This window comes from Flavobacterium psychroterrae (genome assembly GCF_018380615.1).
Taxonomy (GTDB): domain Bacteria; phylum Bacteroidota; class Bacteroidia; order Flavobacteriales; family Flavobacteriaceae; genus Flavobacterium; species Flavobacterium psychroterrae.
This window is the reverse complement of the sequence record NZ_JAGYVZ010000020.1, coordinates 1-17,349: the sequence shown is the minus strand read 5'-3', so window position 1 is coordinate 17,349 and position 17,349 is coordinate 1. Positions and strand designations below refer to the sequence as shown.

At 32.0% G+C, this 17,349-nt stretch carries 19 protein-coding genes; all 19 read right to left on the bottom strand.

The window, feature by feature from the left end; all coding sequences use genetic code 11:
* Position 1: 1 nt before the first annotated feature.
* Complete coding sequence (locus KHA90_RS18820; RefSeq protein WP_213304619.1) at positions 2-1,081, bottom strand: HlyD family secretion protein; 1,080 nt, start codon at positions 1,079-1,081, stop codon at positions 2-4.
* Between the two features lie 12 nt (positions 1,082-1,093).
* A complete protein-coding gene (locus KHA90_RS18815) occupies positions 1,094-2,422 on the bottom strand; it encodes a TolC family protein (RefSeq protein ID WP_213304617.1) in 1,329 nt (442 codons plus the stop codon).
* Positions 2,412-3,041, bottom strand: a complete 630-nt coding sequence (locus tag KHA90_RS18810; RefSeq protein ID WP_213304614.1) for a TetR/AcrR family transcriptional regulator — start codon at positions 3,039-3,041, stop codon at positions 2,412-2,414. The genes KHA90_RS18815 and KHA90_RS18810 overlap by 11 nt, the downstream gene beginning before the upstream one ends.
* A gap of 289 nt (positions 3,042-3,330) precedes the next feature.
* Positions 3,331-4,092 carry a tryptophan synthase subunit alpha gene (gene trpA / locus KHA90_RS18805; protein ID WP_213304611.1) on the bottom strand — a complete coding sequence of 254 codons (762 nt, stop codon included), beginning with the start codon at positions 4,090-4,092 and terminating at the stop codon, positions 3,331-3,333.
* Positions 4,093-4,358: 266 nt separating this feature from the next.
* A complete protein-coding gene (locus tag KHA90_RS18800; RefSeq protein WP_213304609.1) occupies positions 4,359-4,676 on the bottom strand; it encodes a gamma-glutamylcyclotransferase family protein in 318 nt (105 codons plus the stop codon).
* Between the two features lie 120 nt (positions 4,677-4,796).
* Positions 4,797-5,978, bottom strand: coding sequence for a tryptophan synthase subunit beta (gene trpB / locus KHA90_RS18795; protein WP_213304606.1), 1,182 nt, complete (start codon positions 5,976-5,978; stop codon positions 4,797-4,799).
* 12 nt (positions 5,979-5,990) lie between these two features.
* Positions 5,991-6,614, bottom strand: coding sequence for a phosphoribosylanthranilate isomerase (locus KHA90_RS18790; protein WP_213304603.1), 624 nt, complete (start codon positions 6,612-6,614; stop codon positions 5,991-5,993).
* 175 nt (positions 6,615-6,789) lie between these two features.
* Complete coding sequence (gene trpC / locus KHA90_RS18785) at positions 6,790-7,572, bottom strand: indole-3-glycerol phosphate synthase TrpC (protein WP_213304600.1); 783 nt, start codon at positions 7,570-7,572, stop codon at positions 6,790-6,792.
* A 55-nt stretch (positions 7,573-7,627) separates the two neighbouring features.
* A complete protein-coding gene (locus tag KHA90_RS18780; protein WP_213304597.1) occupies positions 7,628-7,996 on the bottom strand; it encodes a four helix bundle protein in 369 nt (122 codons plus the stop codon).
* A gap of 13 nt (positions 7,997-8,009) precedes the next feature.
* Entirely contained in the window at positions 8,010-9,002 is a 993-nt protein-coding gene (gene trpD / locus KHA90_RS18775) for an anthranilate phosphoribosyltransferase (protein ID WP_213304594.1), read from the bottom strand.
* An 83-nt stretch (positions 9,003-9,085) separates the two neighbouring features.
* On the bottom strand, positions 9,086-10,798 hold the full coding sequence (locus KHA90_RS18770; RefSeq protein ID WP_213304591.1) for a right-handed parallel beta-helix repeat-containing protein: 1,713 nt from the start codon (positions 10,796-10,798) through the stop codon (positions 9,086-9,088).
* A gap of 115 nt (positions 10,799-10,913) precedes the next feature.
* Positions 10,914-11,480: an anthranilate synthase component II gene (locus KHA90_RS18765; protein WP_213304589.1), complete on the bottom strand. Its 567-nt coding sequence runs from the start codon at positions 11,478-11,480 to the stop codon at positions 10,914-10,916.
* 87 nt (positions 11,481-11,567) lie between these two features.
* Positions 11,568-12,011, bottom strand: coding sequence for a lipocalin family protein (locus KHA90_RS18760; RefSeq protein ID WP_213304586.1), 444 nt, complete (start codon positions 12,009-12,011; stop codon positions 11,568-11,570).
* A 105-nt stretch (positions 12,012-12,116) separates the two neighbouring features.
* Positions 12,117-13,517, bottom strand: a complete 1,401-nt coding sequence (locus KHA90_RS18755; protein ID WP_213304583.1) for an anthranilate synthase component I family protein — start codon at positions 13,515-13,517, stop codon at positions 12,117-12,119.
* Positions 13,518-13,810: 293 nt separating this feature from the next.
* Positions 13,811-15,088, bottom strand: coding sequence for a hypothetical protein (locus KHA90_RS18750; protein WP_213304580.1), 1,278 nt, complete (start codon positions 15,086-15,088; stop codon positions 13,811-13,813).
* A 205-nt stretch (positions 15,089-15,293) separates the two neighbouring features.
* The gene (locus KHA90_RS18745; protein ID WP_213304577.1) at positions 15,294-15,863 is read right to left on the bottom strand and encodes a YceI family protein; all 570 of its coding nucleotides are present in this window, start codon (positions 15,861-15,863) and stop codon (positions 15,294-15,296) included.
* A gap of 31 nt (positions 15,864-15,894) precedes the next feature.
* Positions 15,895-16,527 (bottom strand): NAD(P)H-dependent oxidoreductase, encoded by a 633-nt coding sequence (locus KHA90_RS18740; RefSeq protein ID WP_213304574.1) that lies wholly within the window; start codon positions 16,525-16,527, stop codon positions 15,895-15,897.
* 4 nt (positions 16,528-16,531) lie between these two features.
* The gene (locus KHA90_RS18735) at positions 16,532-16,993 is read right to left on the bottom strand and encodes a MarR family winged helix-turn-helix transcriptional regulator (protein WP_213304571.1); all 462 of its coding nucleotides are present in this window, start codon (positions 16,991-16,993) and stop codon (positions 16,532-16,534) included.
* A 264-nt stretch (positions 16,994-17,257) separates the two neighbouring features.
* On the bottom strand, positions 17,258-17,349 hold a 92-nt coding region (locus tag KHA90_RS18730), incomplete at its 5' end, for an IS3 family transposase (RefSeq protein ID WP_210667439.1).

The window sequence follows — 17,349 nt, the reverse complement described above, 5'->3', positions numbered from 1 at the left end:
ATTATTTTAAATGTACGTCTACGTCAACATTCATTCCTGGTCTTAGTAATTTTACTTTTTCAGGATCGTTTGATTCGTCTAAACTAATTTTTACCGGTAATCTCTGAATTGTTTTTACGAAGTTACCTGTTGCGTTATCAGGAGGTAATAATGAAAAACGAGATCCTGTTGCTGGAGAAAATGAAGTTAAAGTTCCTTTGAATTCATAGTTAGGATAAGCATCAACTTTTAAGCTTACTTTTTGACCCACAATCATTTTGTTTAATTGAGTTTCTTTAAAGTTGGCTACAACCCAAGCTTCAGTATTATTGATGATGTAAAATAAAGATTGTCCCGGCTGAACTAATTGTCCAGGCTGAATATCAACTTTAGAAACCTGTCCGTCAATTGCAGCAGTTACTACAGTATAAGTTAGGTTTAAATGTGCTACATCAAGCATCGTTTTAGCTCTTTTAATATTTGCAGCAGCAACTTCAGTTTGTTTATCAGAAACTTTTGATTTCGATTGAATTACTGATTTTTGGTAAGAACTTGCTCTTTGTTGTTGTTCTAAAACACGAACTTGATTTTCGGCTTCATCTTTTGCACTTTGAGCCTGCTCAAATTGTTGTTTTGTAATAGTATGTGTTTTATACAAATTATTGTAACGATTGAAATCATTTGTAAGCTGTCTCAATCTGATTTTTGCACTTTCGATAGAACCACCTGCTGATCTCATATTTGCATCAGAAACTGAAATGCTTGCATATGCACTTCCAATATCAGCTTTAGCAGCTTCGTATTGACCTTCAGCACCTAATAATGCAGCATTAGCTTCATCAATCTTCAATTGGTAATCTCTTTTGTCGATAGTAAATAAAGTATCTCCTTTTTTTACAAAATCATTATCTTTTACATACACTTTGCTAATATATCCAGATACTCTGGGAATAATTGGATTCATTTTTTTCTCAATCTGAGCATCATCTGTTTCTTCGTGAGCTAAAGAGTGCATGTATTTTGTTATTCCGTAAGTTCCACCCACTAAAATCAATACGGTTAGTATAATGATGAATTTAGTATTTGTTTTTTTCTTTTCCATGAGAGCTATCGATTATATTTTAGAAAGATTGAATGATTGTGATAATTGTCCTGATACTGAAAGTAATTCGTAGTATTTTTGAATAATAGTTGCTTTAGACAAAGCCGTGTTGATTTTAGCATTTAAATGTTCTACATCAGCCTCAACTAAATCGTTAGTGTCTGATAAGCCATTGTCAAATTTGTCTTTTACAAGTCTGTAGTTTTCTGCAGCCTGTAAAAGAGCTTCATCATAAACAACACTTTGATTGATCGCTAAGTCATAATCTTCAATAGATTTTTGAACCTCAACTTTAATACGATCCGTCATTACGGCTTCTGTATTTTTAACTTCTAATACTCTGCTTTCAGCAGCTTTTACATTTGCACTGTTTTTTAAGATTCCTGATAAATCATAAGATAAACCAACTCCAAAGTTCATGGCATATTTTACAGTAATAAAATCTTTAAGATCTAAAGCAGTATAACCCCCTAATAATGAAAGAGAAGGATAATAACCTGATTTAGCTATTTTTACATTTGCTTCGCTGGCTTTTTGTTGAAAACGAATCGCTTCTAAATCTTTTCTGTTTTCTAAGGCCAATATATCAGATGTTGGCGCATTACTTGTTTTTAGATTAAAGAAATCAGTTTCGTTAACCTCAAGTTTTACATTTGGATCTAATTTTAATAAAGTCGTTAGATAAAAGTTGATATTATTGATGTTGTTATTCGCTTCATCAATAGATAATTGCGTTTTTGAAACCAATAATTGTGCTTTCAATAAATCGTTTCTTGGGATGATTCCGTTTTTCTCTAATTCCGTAAAATCAGTAACACGTTGTTTCGCTTGTTTTTGATTTTCGTTTAAAAGATCTAACGTTTTTTGTGCCTTGTATAAAGCGCTGTAATACGTAATTACACGTAAAGTCACATCCTCTTTAGTTTTTGCAGCATAAGCACTTTCAGCTTCGTATAAGTTATCAGATGCTTTGATGCTGTTCTGAATTTTAAATCCTGCAAAAATTGGCAAACTAAGATTTGCCATTCCTAACATTGCCTGATCCGGAGATGGCATAGGGTCAGAACTTGCCGTATCACCGTTATTGTGCAAGTCTATTGAAGCTTTTGTCAATCTTTGATATTGTCCGGAAATTTTTAAATCCGGATACTGATTGTTTCTAACCTCTTGCGTTTCGTATCTTTTTGTGTTTACCTTAGTATTGGCAAGCGTAACTTCGTTACTTTTTTCCCAAGCCATTTTCACGGCTTCATCTAAGGTTAAACTCGTTTTTTCTTGCGCTTCTATTGATGATATTCCAATAAAGAAAATCCCAAAGAGCATTAATTGATTAATTTTCATAAACAAGTAGAGCTTTTATAGTTTGTTGAATGTGCTTTGTAAGACTGTTTTTAATATAATCGTTATACATTTCTTCTGTATTAAGATTCAGTAATTCTACGAAGAAAGATTTATTCATATGAAAATGAAAAAAGGTTCCAATGATTGTAGGGGTAAGAAGCGGTATAATAATATCTTTTCTAAAAACGCCCTTTGCCTGACCTTGTGCAATAATACTTTCTACAGATTTTAGATTTCCTTTTTTTAATTCTGTAAAGGCAATCATACTTTTTTCTCTCTTCTTTGAGTTGATTTCAAAATGTAAAACTCTAAAAATACCTTTGTTACAACTAATTCTGTTGATGTAAATTTCGATTAGTTTATTCACTTTTTCAAGCGGTTCCAGGTTTTCGTTTAATAAATTTTCGAGTTGTAATTTTAAATCAGAAGTTTTGTAGATAATCAATGATTCCAATAATCTTTCTTTGGAACCAAAATAATACGATACCATGGCAATGTTTATTTTGGCATGTTTTGAGATATCCCGTATCGATGTACCCTCAAACCCTTTATCTGAAAAGAGCTTTTCAGCCACTTCCAGAATCTGAATTTTTTTATCGTTTAATTCGACGTGTGACATGATGTTTTTTCTAATTGGGTACAAAATTAAACAAGCGTTTAATTTAAACAGTCGTTTAATTTTATTTTAACACAATATTAACAGAAAACCGTGTAGTTGTTTTTGACAGTATTTGAATAAGAAACTGAATTGATAATTTAAGATAATTAATTAAACTTAGTGTTTCTTAGTTTATTCTGAAGGAGAATCAAGTTAGTGATTTTGTTCCTAAAAGTAAACCCTACAGGTTTTAAAACCTGTAGGGCTTGTTGTGACAATAATGACGTATTTTAAAATAAAAATAGAATTTTTATCGAATCTCTCCAACAAATTCACTAATTTTTCCAGAACCGCTTTCGCTTAAATGTTTGATAAATGCGCTGCCAATAATAGCTCCTTTTGCAAATTTTGTTGCCTGATTAAACGTTTCTTTATTCGAAATTCCGAAACCGATAATTTGTGGATTTTTAAGATTCATATTGGAGATTCTTTCAAAATAATCTTCCTGAACATTTCCAAAACCAGATTGAGAACCCGTAACACTTGCAGAACTTACCATATAAATAAATCCGTTTGAAACGCTGTCGATAAAACGAATGCGCTCATCAGAAGTTTGTGGTGTGATTAGGAATACGTTTATTAATCCGTATTTTTCAAAAATTGCTTTGTATTCGTCTGCATAAACATCAACTGGAAGGTCTGGAATTATTAATCCATCGATACCAATTTCGGCACATTTTTTACAAAATTCTTCAATTCCGTATTGTAACATTGGATTAAAATATCCCATAATAATCAACGGAATTTTCACACTTTCGCGAATGTTTTTCAGCTGATCGAATAGAATTTGAGTTGTCATTCCGTTTTTAAGCGCTTGAGTAGAACTTGCCTGAATCGTTGGTCCGTCAGCCAAAGGATCGCTAAAAGGTAAACCAATTTCGATTAAATCAACACCATTTTTTTCTAAATCCTGAATAATCTGGACTGTATCAGTTAAGTTAGGATATCCAGCCGAAAAATAAATAGAAAGTATCTTTTTATCTTCTTGTAATTTTTGAGTTATTCTGTTCATTGTTTTTATTTTTTTTCCTAACAGTTCCGAAGCTTTGGGATAAAACCTGTTAGGTATGTTATTATGAGCCACAGATTAAAAAGATTTTATTAAATTTTTATCTTACGCAGATTTGGCAAATTCAGGCAGATTTTTTTAAATTAAATCTGTTTTAATCGGCTTAAATCAATTTAAATCTGCGTGAAATAAATCTCCAGAATAATCAGTGAGAATTTTAATCTGGGGCATTATATTTTGACATTTTACATTCAGTTTTTATCAGAAAATCAATTTTCTATATAAACCCAGGCAACTGTTCCCGACTTCAAAGTGACCTGAACTCTTTTATAGGCATTAGATTCGAATATATCCACTTTGGCTAAATCCGTAGTCGAAATATTAAAAGCAATACCGTGTATAGGATCTGAAGAATCTGCGCTGGGTACAGCTACAACATAATCTGCCATTCCAAATTCTTCTTCAATTTGTAGACTTTTTAATTTATAAGCAAAAAGTTGATCCGGAGTTCCGGTCAATATTTTATTAAAAAGCTGCATTTGAATTTGTTTCGACCTTAATGTTCCGTATGAGAATAACTTTTCCATAATTCTTATTTTCTCGTTATTTGTTTGCGTTAGGGATAGAGGCGGTATCCTTTTGCTGGCGAAGCAAAGCAAAAGATATAGCCGAAAGCCCGACCGTAGGGAACGCCCAAATTACTCTTTTTATAATTTAAAATAATCGATATAATTGTCTAAATCTTTATCGCCACGACCTGAAAGACTTATAACCACAATATCTGTTGGTTTAAATTTCTTTTGATCCAAAACGGCAAAGGCATGTGCGCTCTCAATTGCCGGAATAATTCCTTCCAGTTTAGTCAATTGTAAACCTGCATTCATCGCGTCATCATCAGTTACAGAAAAGAATTCCCCACGACCTGTTTGTGCTAAATGTGCATGCATAGGACCAACTCCCGGATAATCCAAACCTGCAGAAATCGAATATGGCTCCGTAATTTGTCCGTCTGGTGTTTGCATCAAAAGTGTTTTGCAACCATGAATAATGCCTACTTTTCCTAGTTTGCTGGTTGCGGCGCTATGACCGCTGTCGACGCCTTTTCCGGCAGCTTCAACGGCAATAATTCCAACGTCAGGCTCGTGTAAAAAGTGATAATAAGTTCCGGCAGCGTTACTTCCGCCACCAATGCAAGCGACTACATAATCAGGATTTTCGCGACCTTCTTTTTCTTTTAACTGCCATTTTATTTCTTCGGAAATTACACTTTGAAAACGTGTCACCATATCCGGATAAGGATGCGGTCCAATTGCAGATCCAATAATATAATGTGTGTCAACCGGATTATTGATCCAGTCTCTAATCGCTTCGTTTGTAGCATCTTTTAGAGTTCTTGAACCTGAAAGTGCCGGACGAACCTCAGCACCTAACATTTTCATACGTGCTACGTTTGGTGCTTGGCGGGCAATGTCAATTTCGCCCATATAAACGATACATTCCATACCCATGAGAGCGCAAACTGTTGCCGTTGCAACACCGTGTTGACCTGCTCCGGTTTCGGCAATAATACGCTTTTTGCCTAAACGTTTTGCAACCAATATTTGCCCAATAGTGTTATTTACTTTATGTGCGCCGGTATGGTTTAAGTCTTCTCTTTTTAAGTAAACTTTTGTATTGTATTTCTCAGATAAACGCTTTGCAAAATAAAGCGGACTTGGTCGCCCAACGTAATCTTTTAGCAATTGATCAAACTCGGCTTTAAAATCTGGTTCGCTTGTGATTTTTAAATAATTCTGGCGTAATTCTTCTACATTTGGATATAACATTTCAGGAATGTAAGCCCCTCCAAATTCTCCGTAATATCCTTTTTCGTTGACGTTAAAATTCATTTTGTTGAAATTTTAAAGGTTGACAATTTCAAGTTTTCGCTTGAAATTGGTTAATAAATTTTTATTTTTTAATCCAGATTCAATTTCAAACCTACTGTTTACATCGATGGCATAAACAGGCAATTTAAGATTTTTAATCGCTGCTATTTCTTCAAGTCCGATGCCACCACTTAAGAAAAATGGTTTGTCGGATTTATAATTTTTTAATATTTTCCAGTCGAAAGTTGTTCCGTTTCCGCCAGGTAATTTTCCTTTTGTGTCGAATAGAAAATAATTGCAAACATTTTCAAAAGGTTTTACAACTTCGAAATCAAAATCATCTCCAACTGAAAATACCTTTATGATTTCGATTTTATTATCCATCTTGTTTTTTAATTCCTGACAGAATGCTACAGATTCTTCTCCGTGTAATTGGACAGCTTGTAAATTATGTTCATTGATTTTGTTTATTATATTTTCAACCGATTCATTTACAAAGACACCTGCTTTTTTAATTGTTTTAATCAATTCCGGAATCGTTCCGTTAAAATATCGAGCGGATTTTTCATAAAAAATAAATCCCATATAATCGGGTAGGAGTGCGCCTACTTCGAGAATGTTTTCGGGATATTTCATGCCGCATATTTTGAGTTTCATTTTGTTTTTGTTTTTTTACCGCAAAGGGCGCTAAGGATTTTTTATATTGATTACGCTTAAAAGTACAAAGTTCACAAAGCTTTGTGTTTTTGTTTGCCACAAAGGCACAAAGACACTAAGTTTTTTGCCACTAATTACACTGATTCAATTCGTGTTAATTCGTGAAATTCGTGTTTTATTCTAAGCTTTTAATAAATTCTGTTGCTGCTTTTCCGGCGTTGTCGGTTTTCATGAAGTTTTCTCCAATTAAAAATCCTTTGTAGCCGTAAGGTTTAAGTTCAGAAATTGCTTCGATTGATGAGATTCCGCTTTCTGAAACTTTTACAAAATCATCCGGAATTCGCGATGCTAATTGTTTACTGAAATCAAGGCTTACTTCAAAATTTTTTAGGTTTCGGTTATTCACGCCAATCATATCTAAAGTTGGCATAATCGATTTTTCTAATTCTTCCTGGTTGTGAACTTCAAGTAAAACTTCTAAACCTAATTTCTTAGCAAATTGGGATAATGATTTGATTTCTTCACGCGTTAAAACCGCTGCTATTAATAAAATCAAATCAGCTCCAAAAGCTTTTGCTTCCAGAATTTGGTATTCATCAACAATAAACTCTTTTCGCAAAAGCGGAATATTTACGCTCGCTCTTGCCAAAAGTAAATCATCAAGAGAACCTCCAAAATATTTTCCATCCGTTAAAACAGAAATTCCGCAAGCACCGGCGTTTTCATATCCTTTTACTACTTCTTCAACCGTAAAATTATGATTAATTACTGATTTTGAAGGTGAGCGACGTTTGTGTTCTGCAATAATTCCAGTTGAACTTGTTTTTAGTTTTTGACTTAAAGAAATGGTTTCTCTTCCAAAAAACACGGAGCTTTCCAATTGCGAAACCGGAATGATTGATTTTTTCAGGATGACTTCTCGTTGTTTATCAAATATTATTTTGTCTAAAATATTCATTTAATTATAATTTAAAGATTGAAAAATTTAAAGATTAAAAAAATAATCTATTAAATTAAGCTTCTATTTTGGTATTTAAGTATTTTATAAAGTTTGATAAGTTTTGTGATATTTCAATACTTAAATCATAACTTTTTTGAATTTCTAATTGGCTGCAAAATTCAAGTTCTCTTGCTAGAATCAGCATACTTCTGACTTCGGCACAACTTCCTTTTGAAATTTTTAGATATCTTATTAATTGTTTGTTATTGTTGTATTCTGATCCCTCAGCAATATTATTCGTTATTGTAACAACTGCTCTTTTTATTTGATCTTTGAATCCAAATTCTCTTTCAAAGGGTTTAGTATTCATTAATCCAAAAGTTAATTTGGCAAGATGAATTCCTTTCTTGTATACTTCAAATTCTTCAAAAGATTTGGTCATAATGCTTCAATTTTTAAATCATTAAATCTTTCAATTTATTTAATGCTTTTAGCCCTTTTCCAGAGAACAGGCTTTCTTTTGCTAATTCAAATCCTTCTAACGGAGAACATTTTGTAACCGTTGCAATTGCCATTGCGGCATTGGCTAAAACTACATTGTTCTGTGCTTCAGTTCCTTTTCCGGAAATGATATTCGTAAACATTTCAGCTGATTCTTCGATGGTTTTTCCGCCTTCGATTTCGCTTTGTGATAAAAGTCTAACCCCAAAATCTGAAGGGTTTAACATACCTTCCATGTGGGATGTAATCGTTTTGGTTGGACCTGTTAAGGAGATTTCGTCATAGCCGTCAAGCGAATGTAAGATGGTAAAATTTATATCGGTATTTTGATATAAATAGGCATACATTCTCGCTAATTCAAGATTGAAAACTCCAACCAATTGATTTTGGGGAAACGATGGATTTACCATTGGTCCCAACATATTAAAGAACGTTTTTACAGCTAATTCTTTACGAATTGGGCCAACATTTTTCATCGCAGGGTGAAATAGGGGAGCGTGCAAAACACAAATTCCGGCTTTGTCAATACATTTTTCTAAAAAGGATGAATCATTGCTGAATTTGATTCCCATTTTTTCCATTACGTTGCTTGATCCTGAAATCGATGAAACACCATAATTTCCGTGTTTCGCCACTTTTATTCCGGCCCCTGCTGATATAAAGGAAGCTAAAGTTGAAATATTGAAAGTGTCTTTTCCGTCACCACCGGTTCCGCATAAATCGATGGTGTTATAAGCTGATAAATCAACGCGAACACATAATTCTAATAAAGCCTCACGAAATCCGGAAAGTTCATCAATCGTAATACTTCGCATCATAAATACGGTCAAAAATGACGAAATCTGACTTGGATTATAACTTCCGCTTGAAATATTAATCAATACGTTTTTTGCTTCTTCTTTTGTAAGAACTTCGTGGTTGATTAATTTGTTTAATATAGTTTTCATTTTTTTTATTCTATTAATAATTTCAGTCTGTAATCATCTTCAATTCGATTAGAAATATTAATTACCAGATTTAGTTATACAAATTAGATTTTAATAAATTTTCCAGAATCTATAACTGATTTACCATTCATAATAACATAGAAGTAAGCTCCTTTATTAAGATAAGCAGGTGTTTTCCATTGATAAGATGATGTTGATTCGTTTAATTTAATTTGATCTATATTTTTACCATTGATATCGAAAAATTTGATTGAATCAAATGGCGAATTTTCATTAGTTTCAAAAGATAAATAATCGGTAGTTGGATTAGGGAAAACTTTTAAACTTGTCACTTTAGGTTTTGTAATTACTCCTGTAGATAAATTTCCTCCTAATTCTTTTGCGCCAATATCAGCGATTGTTCCATTCGATACAATTATTGAAGGATCCCCAGCATTAACCGCTTGTGAATCACTTCTTAAAGTGCAAAAAGTGCTTTCTGTTTGAATAGTAGATTCAAATTCTGGGTCAACAAATATGTTATAGTAAGCATCAGATGGAGTGTTATTTTTATTTACTGTAATTACCGGACCAACACCAACTGGTAAAACATTTCCAACTCCCGAACCATTATTATATATTAAATTATAGGAAACGGATTCTGGTTTGTTTACTCCTTGAGAATGAATTCCATAATACAAATTATTAGTTATAATGTTGGAATTGATAATTGGATTTGTTATCCTGAATGTCTCATTATCATATAGCCCGATACCATTTTGGTTAAACATTACTGTATTGTTAACAATAGTTGGTTTGCTATATTGAGCAAATATTCCATAAAACTTATTATTAAATACAATATTTCGTTCCACTCTTATATTAGATTGAACTAATATTCCCATATAATTACAATTATAAACTGTATTTCCTTCTACAATTATAGAATTGGAATCCATCCCAATATAAATACCGAATAATGTATTATCATGTACTTCGTTATTACGAATTATTATTTTGCCAGTCCCTCCAAAAAGAATTCCGTAAGAGCAATTGTAAATTTTATTGTTAATTATATTAACATTCCCATTAGAAGAACTAAGATTTCTTATCGCTTCCTTATTTGAATTCCTAATAATAGAATTAGACAAGTTAAAGTTACCATTTATATTTATAAAGGATTCGTTGTTATTATTAATATCATAGATTTTACCATATTCTATAATGCAATAGTCCATTATTGATGTTGTTGTACTATTAATTGTTATCTGGTTCCAATCTTGATTTGTTGGAATAGCTTTAGCAGATGTGAATTTAATATAATTGTCTTTAGAGCCATTTGCAACTATAGTCCCATTAACAGTTAGTGAGTAATAACCATCAAATTTTATTTCAACACCTTTCTCGATAGTTAATGTTTGACCAAACGGGACAATAATATCTCTTGTTACTTTATAAGTATTTCCTTTGGTCCACGCTCCACTAACATTACCATTTACCAGTACTAAATTATTAGACGATAACGTAACATCATTTAATGTAATAGTACCATTTATGAAATAATTTAATAGTTCGTAAGTTTGGTAGCCATTCTTTTCATATTTTATATTATAAATCCCATTAGCAACAATAGCCGTAAAACCTCCATCTATTTGAGATGTTGTTTGAGTTAGTACAGCACTTGGTGAAACCGGTGTGAAAGTAATTGTAGAGTTTTCAAAATTTGATGTATTGTCTAAAAAAACTTTACCGCTCACATCAGCGGCAAACGAATAAGTTGATAAGAGAATCAGTAAAATAAGTAGAATTTTTTTCATTGTTTTATTTGTTTTTAGATTTAACGTCAAGGATTAAATGTTTTAATTAATACTTGACGTTAAATTTATAATATATGCATTGATTTTTAAGGTAATATTTTTGTTAAAAGTTATACTAACTCTTAATCCAATTCTCCAATATCCTTTTCCCATTTGGAGTCAAAACACTTTCGGGATGAAACTGAACACCTCTTACATCAAACGTTTTGTGTCTTAATGACATAATTTGGCCATTTTCATCAATTGAAGTCGCTTCAAGAACGTCTGGCAAATTTGCGTCTACAACCCATGAATGGTATCTTCCAACTTCGAATTCGTTTCCTAAACCTTCAAACAAAATCTCATCTGAAACTACTTTTTTTACATTTGTAGCAACACCGTGATACACCTTGTCAAGGTTAGAAAGCGTTCCGCCAAAAACTTCACCAATCGCTTGTTGTCCCAAACAAACTCCTAAAATACTTTTTGTTGGAGCATATTTTTCGATTACTGCTTTTAATAAACCTGCTTCATCCGGAATTCCGGGTCCTGGCGAAAGTAATATTTTATCGAAAATTGCGATTTCGTCAATTTCAAATTCATCATTTCTATAAACGGTAACTTCGCAATTTAAATCTTCTAAATAGTGCACTAAATTATAAGTAAAACTATCGTAATTGTCTATAACTAATATTTTTTTCATTTTTTTTGAGTTTCTAAGTTACTAAGTTTCTGAGTTACTAAGTTTTTAAACTGAGACTATAAACTGAAACTGGCAACTAATTTTTTTCTATTTTTCTCGAACATATTTTTCGACAATAATTCGGTCAACGCCTAATTTTTCTATTTTTTCGAATCCTCTTTGTATCAGAGTGTCATTTTTAATTTTTACTATAAATTCAAACTTATTATTCTCCCATTGCCTGTTATTGAAAAACTCTAAATGCTCTGTATAAACACTATCTTTTAAAGTATATTTCCCTGCTCCGCCGAAAAATAATGCCGAACTGTCTTTTCCATGATTCAAGTCATGATTAAAAAAAGCAAAATGAGTATCATTTATAATTTTAATCATTTTTGTTTTTGGATTGAAAGTCGAGAATGTTGAATCTTTTTCTGTCGTTTCTGCTGATATCAAACGCCAGGTTCCAACCAACGGAAGAATCTCAGAACCTTTCTTTTCGCATGAAGCGAAAAATAGGATAACAATAATGAAGGAAATATAATTTTTCATAAGTTTTTTGATTAGTTAATTTTTTTCAAGTTTCAGGTTTCAAGTTTTCTTAATTCACGTTCCAACCAACTTGAAACCTGAAACAAAGAAAACGTGAAACTATATTTATATTTTCTCCGCCATTTCCAGCGCGGTATTCAGAGCTCTTAGTTTATTATAAACTTCCTGCATTTCACTTTCTTCATCTGAACTTGCTACAATTCCTGCACCCGCCTGACAATGTAACTGATGATTTTTACTCAGGAAAGTTCGAATCATAATCGCGTGATTAAAGTTTCCTTCAAAATCCATGAAACCAATTGCGCCTCCGTAAAAATTACGGTTTGTTTTTTCGTAATCTTCAATCAATTGCATCGCTCTGTGTTTTGGTGCGCCGCTTAAAGTTCCTGCAGGAAAAGTATCTGCAACAACTTGCATAGTGGTCGCTTTTTCATGTAAATGTCCTGTTACTTTTGAAACCAAGTGAATCACGTGGGAGAAAAACTGAACTTCTCTGTATTTCTCCACATTTACATCATGACCATTTCGGCTTAAATCGTTTCTGGCCAAATCAACAAGCATTACGTGTTCGCTGTTTTCTTTTTTATCTTCAGAAAGTTGTTTGGCTAAAACCGCATCTCGTTCGTCATTTCCCGTTCTTTTAAACGTTCCTGCAATGGGGTGAATTTCTGCTTTTCTGTTTTTTACGATAATTTGTGCTTCGGGCGAAGACCCAAATATTTTAAAATCCCCATAATCAAAAAAGAACAGATACGGAGAAGGATTAATGCTGCGTAAAGCGCGATAAACATTAAATTCATCACCTTTGAAGCCCTGTGTAAAACGACGCGATAATACCAATTGAAAAACGTCGCCACGGAAACAATGTTTTTTGGCTAAAGCCACATTGTGTTTGAATTCTTCATCAGTTAAGTTAGAGAAGCCTTCGCCTTCTTTGGTAAATTTATAAGAGGCAATATTTCTGGATTGTAATAATTGCTCGATTTCCGAAATATTATTTTTTCCATCTAGACTATGGCAGAAAATATAAGCTTCATTTTTGAAGTGATTAATTGCAATTATATTTTGATAAACTGCATAAAATATATCAGGAATTGAAGTTGCATTGTCTTTTTTAGCAATTGAAACTTTCTCGAAATAACGAACAGCATCATAAGAAATGTATCCGAATAAACCATTATTAATGAATTTAAAATCGTTTTTTTCTGATTTAAACTGACTTGAAAATTCCTGAATTACTTGTGGGATATTCGTTGAAGCCTCAATTGAAATTTGTTCCGTCGTTCCATCAGGAAAAGTTTTTGAAATGATTTCGTTCTCGATTTTAATCGTTGCAATAGGGTTGCAGCAGATGTAAGAGAAACTGTTATCATTTCCATGATAATCACTACTTTCAAGTAATAAACTATTGGGGAATTTATCTCTTATTTTAAAATAAATACTAACCGGCGTAATAGTATCTGCCAGAATTTGTTTGTAATGTGTGTTGAGTATAAAAGGTTTCAAAGTTTTAGTTTTTAAATTTTAATTTTTCACTTGAGTTTTTACCAAAAAAAAAGGCTTGTCGTGATGACAAGCCTTTTATATTTATAGTTTTGAAAATACCATAGGAAGCTTAGTTCACGACGTTTGACGTAAATTCTTCCACCACCAAGTATTGTTCATTATTGTTTTCATATCTTATTTTGATGTCACAAATATATAAATGTAATTTGGATTAGAATACATAAAAATTAAAAAAAAACTTTTCTAAATATAGAAATTTGTTACATTTTGCTAAAATTCATATTTTTAATAACTTAATTCCCAATCGCAATTGTATTGTTTTGGTTAATTCTAAAGTCGGGATTTCCTTTGATATTAGGGATTGTAAACAATTCACTGTTTTTTATTTTTGTAAAATTAATTTCAAAATTAGGATTGCTGTAGAACTTTTCGATTATAGCATTAGCTCCTCCAGCTTCGCTCGTAATGCCACCAGTACAATTATTAACGATTAAGTTTTTGAATGTAATTTTAGCTAAATTAACTTCTCCATTTCCAATATTTCCTTCTAATAATGCAAAAGGAGTAAAGCCAGAAATAATACTGTTCGTTAAATTAAATAAAGTATTTTCTCGTACATAAACAGATTCTCTCACAAGTCCCTGATTGTTTTCTTCTAAATTTACTAAAGTGATATTGTTTGCATTTATTTTAGTTAGTTTTTTGCTCATATCCGTATTTCCAATTTTGTCATATGAATCTACTTCAAAACATCGTGAACCGGAAACATCAGACGAAAATGGATGACGAATTGCAATACTATTGTTGATATTGATTTGAGCACCTTGAGTAAAATCAAAATCATCATCTGTTGTTCTGTACGAAACAAGATTAGTCATATTTAAATCCCCTCCGTAACACTCAAAAGAATCATCGTTTGAAAAACTAATCTGAATGCTGTTTAATATAGTTTTTCTGCCAACACCGGCTAGTGAAAGTCCGTTAAGTTCCTTTGCAGCGCTTAATTTTCTTCCCGAATATTCAATTCGAACATATTTTAAAATACCTGAATTATCTTCTGAATCCTGACCTCCATAATGGTTTAACAATGGTTCTAAGTCAAATGGTAATGTATGAATACCGCCAATGGTATTTATTGGAGCTTTTCCTAAAATGATAATTCCACCCCAATCGCCAGGCTTTCTTTCTGAAATTTCTTTATTTGAAGTAAAAACGATTGGATCAGTTTCTAAGCCTTCTGCCATAATTTTTGAACCATTAGTTATAACAAGAGTTCCGCAGGATTTGTCGTCGCCACGAATAACTGTTCCGGGTTCTATCGTTAAAACAGCATTATTAGTTACATAAACTACTCCAACTAATTGATATGTATTGCGTTTAGTTAATTTAGTGTCTTTATCGATATTGCCTGCAATGATATTAGTAGCTTCGCCGTATTCAGTATTTGCAGGCTTAAAATTGGTCCAGTTGTTCATCCAGTTATTGTTGCCAATAATTCCTTTTGGCTGTTGGGCTTGTAGCAATAAAGTACTTATAAGAGCAATAATCGCAATGTGTATTTTTGTTTTCATAACTATAATTTTGATTTCTAGTTTTTGATTTTTAAATAATCCCAAAATTAGAAGCCGAATGTTAATCAAACCATTGTATGATATTACGAAAGTGTTAGGTGAATATTAAGTATGTTATCTTTTTGGAAATATATTATATAAAGAAACCCCAATAGTTACTGAACTATTGGGGTTTATCTTATAAGAATTAATATGTTTTAAAATATTAGAATTTTAAAGCTACAGTTAATTCAAAATCGTCATTGATAGTTTTGTCTCCTAAGTTTTCAAAGAAGTTACCAGAGTTGTATTTGATATCATATTTAGTTCTGTCAACTTTGAAAGCTGTTGTAGCACTGTTTGGGTTAACAGTAAGATCAAAAGTTACAGGTTTAGTAATTCCTTTGATAGTTAAATCAGCAGTTACAGCATAAACATTAGCAGTTTTAGTAGTACCAATTTTTTTGAAAACTAATTTTGCAGTTGGGAATTTATCAGTTCCAAAAAAGTCATCAGCTTTTAAGTGACCGTTTAATTTTCCTTGGTATTCTCCAGTTAAATCTGTAGAAGTTAATGAAGTCATATCAACTACAAAGCTTCCTCCAGTTAATTTTTTTCCTTTAAAAATAATAGATCCGTCTTTAAAGTTTACAGTTCCAGAGTGTTCTCCAGTTACTTTTTTACCTACCCATTTGATAGTACTTGACGCTACGTCGATTTTTTTTGTTTGAGCATTTACTGAAATACTAGCTACTGCTACGAATAATGCTATTGCAATTGTTTTAAAATTTTTCATGTTGTAAAAATTGATTTTAGATTAATAATAATTATATAGTGATAAATAATTCTTCGTGAGATTTTCTAACTTTTTTGTAGTGTTGCGTATCATCTTCACCATGTCTGTAACCAACAGTAGCAATAACTGACGCGTTTAAACCTAGTTTATCGAAACCTAAGATTTCGTTGAAAGCAGCGGCATTAAATCCTTCCATTGGAGTTGCATCGATTTTTAATTCGGATGCGGCACTTAATAAAGTTCCTAAAGCGATGTAAGTTTGTTTTGCTGTCCAGATGTTTTTATTTTCGCTTGATAAATTAGCAATTGTACCCTTCATCATATCGCTGAATCCAGCAAGAGCATCAGCAGGAACACCTCTTGTTTCGCTAATGTTTTTGATATAAGCATCAACAGATTCTGCTCCAACATTTAAGTCATTTGCAAAAATAAACAATTGAGATGCATCCGTAATTTGAGTTTGTCCGTATGCAGCAGCTTTTAATTGCTCTCTGATTTCTGCATTTTCTACAATAACAACTTTGTAAGGTTGTAAACCGTATGAAGAAGCGCTTAATCTAACAGCTTCTTTTAAAGTATTTAAATCTTCTGAAGAGATTTTTTTAGTTGCATCAAATTTCTTGGTAGCATATCTCCAGTTTAGATTTTCTAATAATGTGCTCATAATATTAATTTTGTTGGGTTCGGTATTTTTCTAATAATTGATTTAATAATTCTAATTCTTGCTGACTTATATTTCCGGCAAATCTGCGCTCGTGCTCATCGACCTTCGGGTCTAACTCTTTTAAAATATTTAATCCCTTTTGGGTGATCAATACTTCAATTTTACGTCTATTACCAGGACAAACATTTCTTGTAACAAAATCCTTTAGTAATAATTTGTCTACTAATCGGGTTGTATTACTTGTTTTTGCCAGCATCCGTTCCTGTATTACACACATATTAGCAGGATTTCCTTTTTGTCCTCTTAATATTCGTAACACATTATATTGTTCTCCGGATAAATCATACGGTTTTATCAACTCGTTGAAATGATCCTGAATTACATTTTGCGTGTACATGATATTCAGAATAACTTTTTTCGCATTATCCATCTTAACTGTACTTTTTATAACCTCTTCAATTGTCATAGTCGTAAGTGTCTAATTTGTATATACAAATGTATATCTTTTAATAGTTGTACATACAAATGTCATGTTAATTTTTTGTTAATTGAAATAATATGCAAGTTTCTGATATCAATGGATAAAAACTAGACTAAAAATACTATATTTTTATATGTAAAATATTGATTGATTGAAATTTAATATTTGTTTAAAGTTGAAGTAAGGATAAAACATAAAAAATAAACCCGACAAGTTGGACTGCACCCAAAAGTTTAGACGAATTTATAATTAAATTTGATAATAATGAGCTCGATATTGTATCGGGCTCATTCCTTTTAGATTAAGTTTTATTCGATCATTATTATAATAGTCTATATATT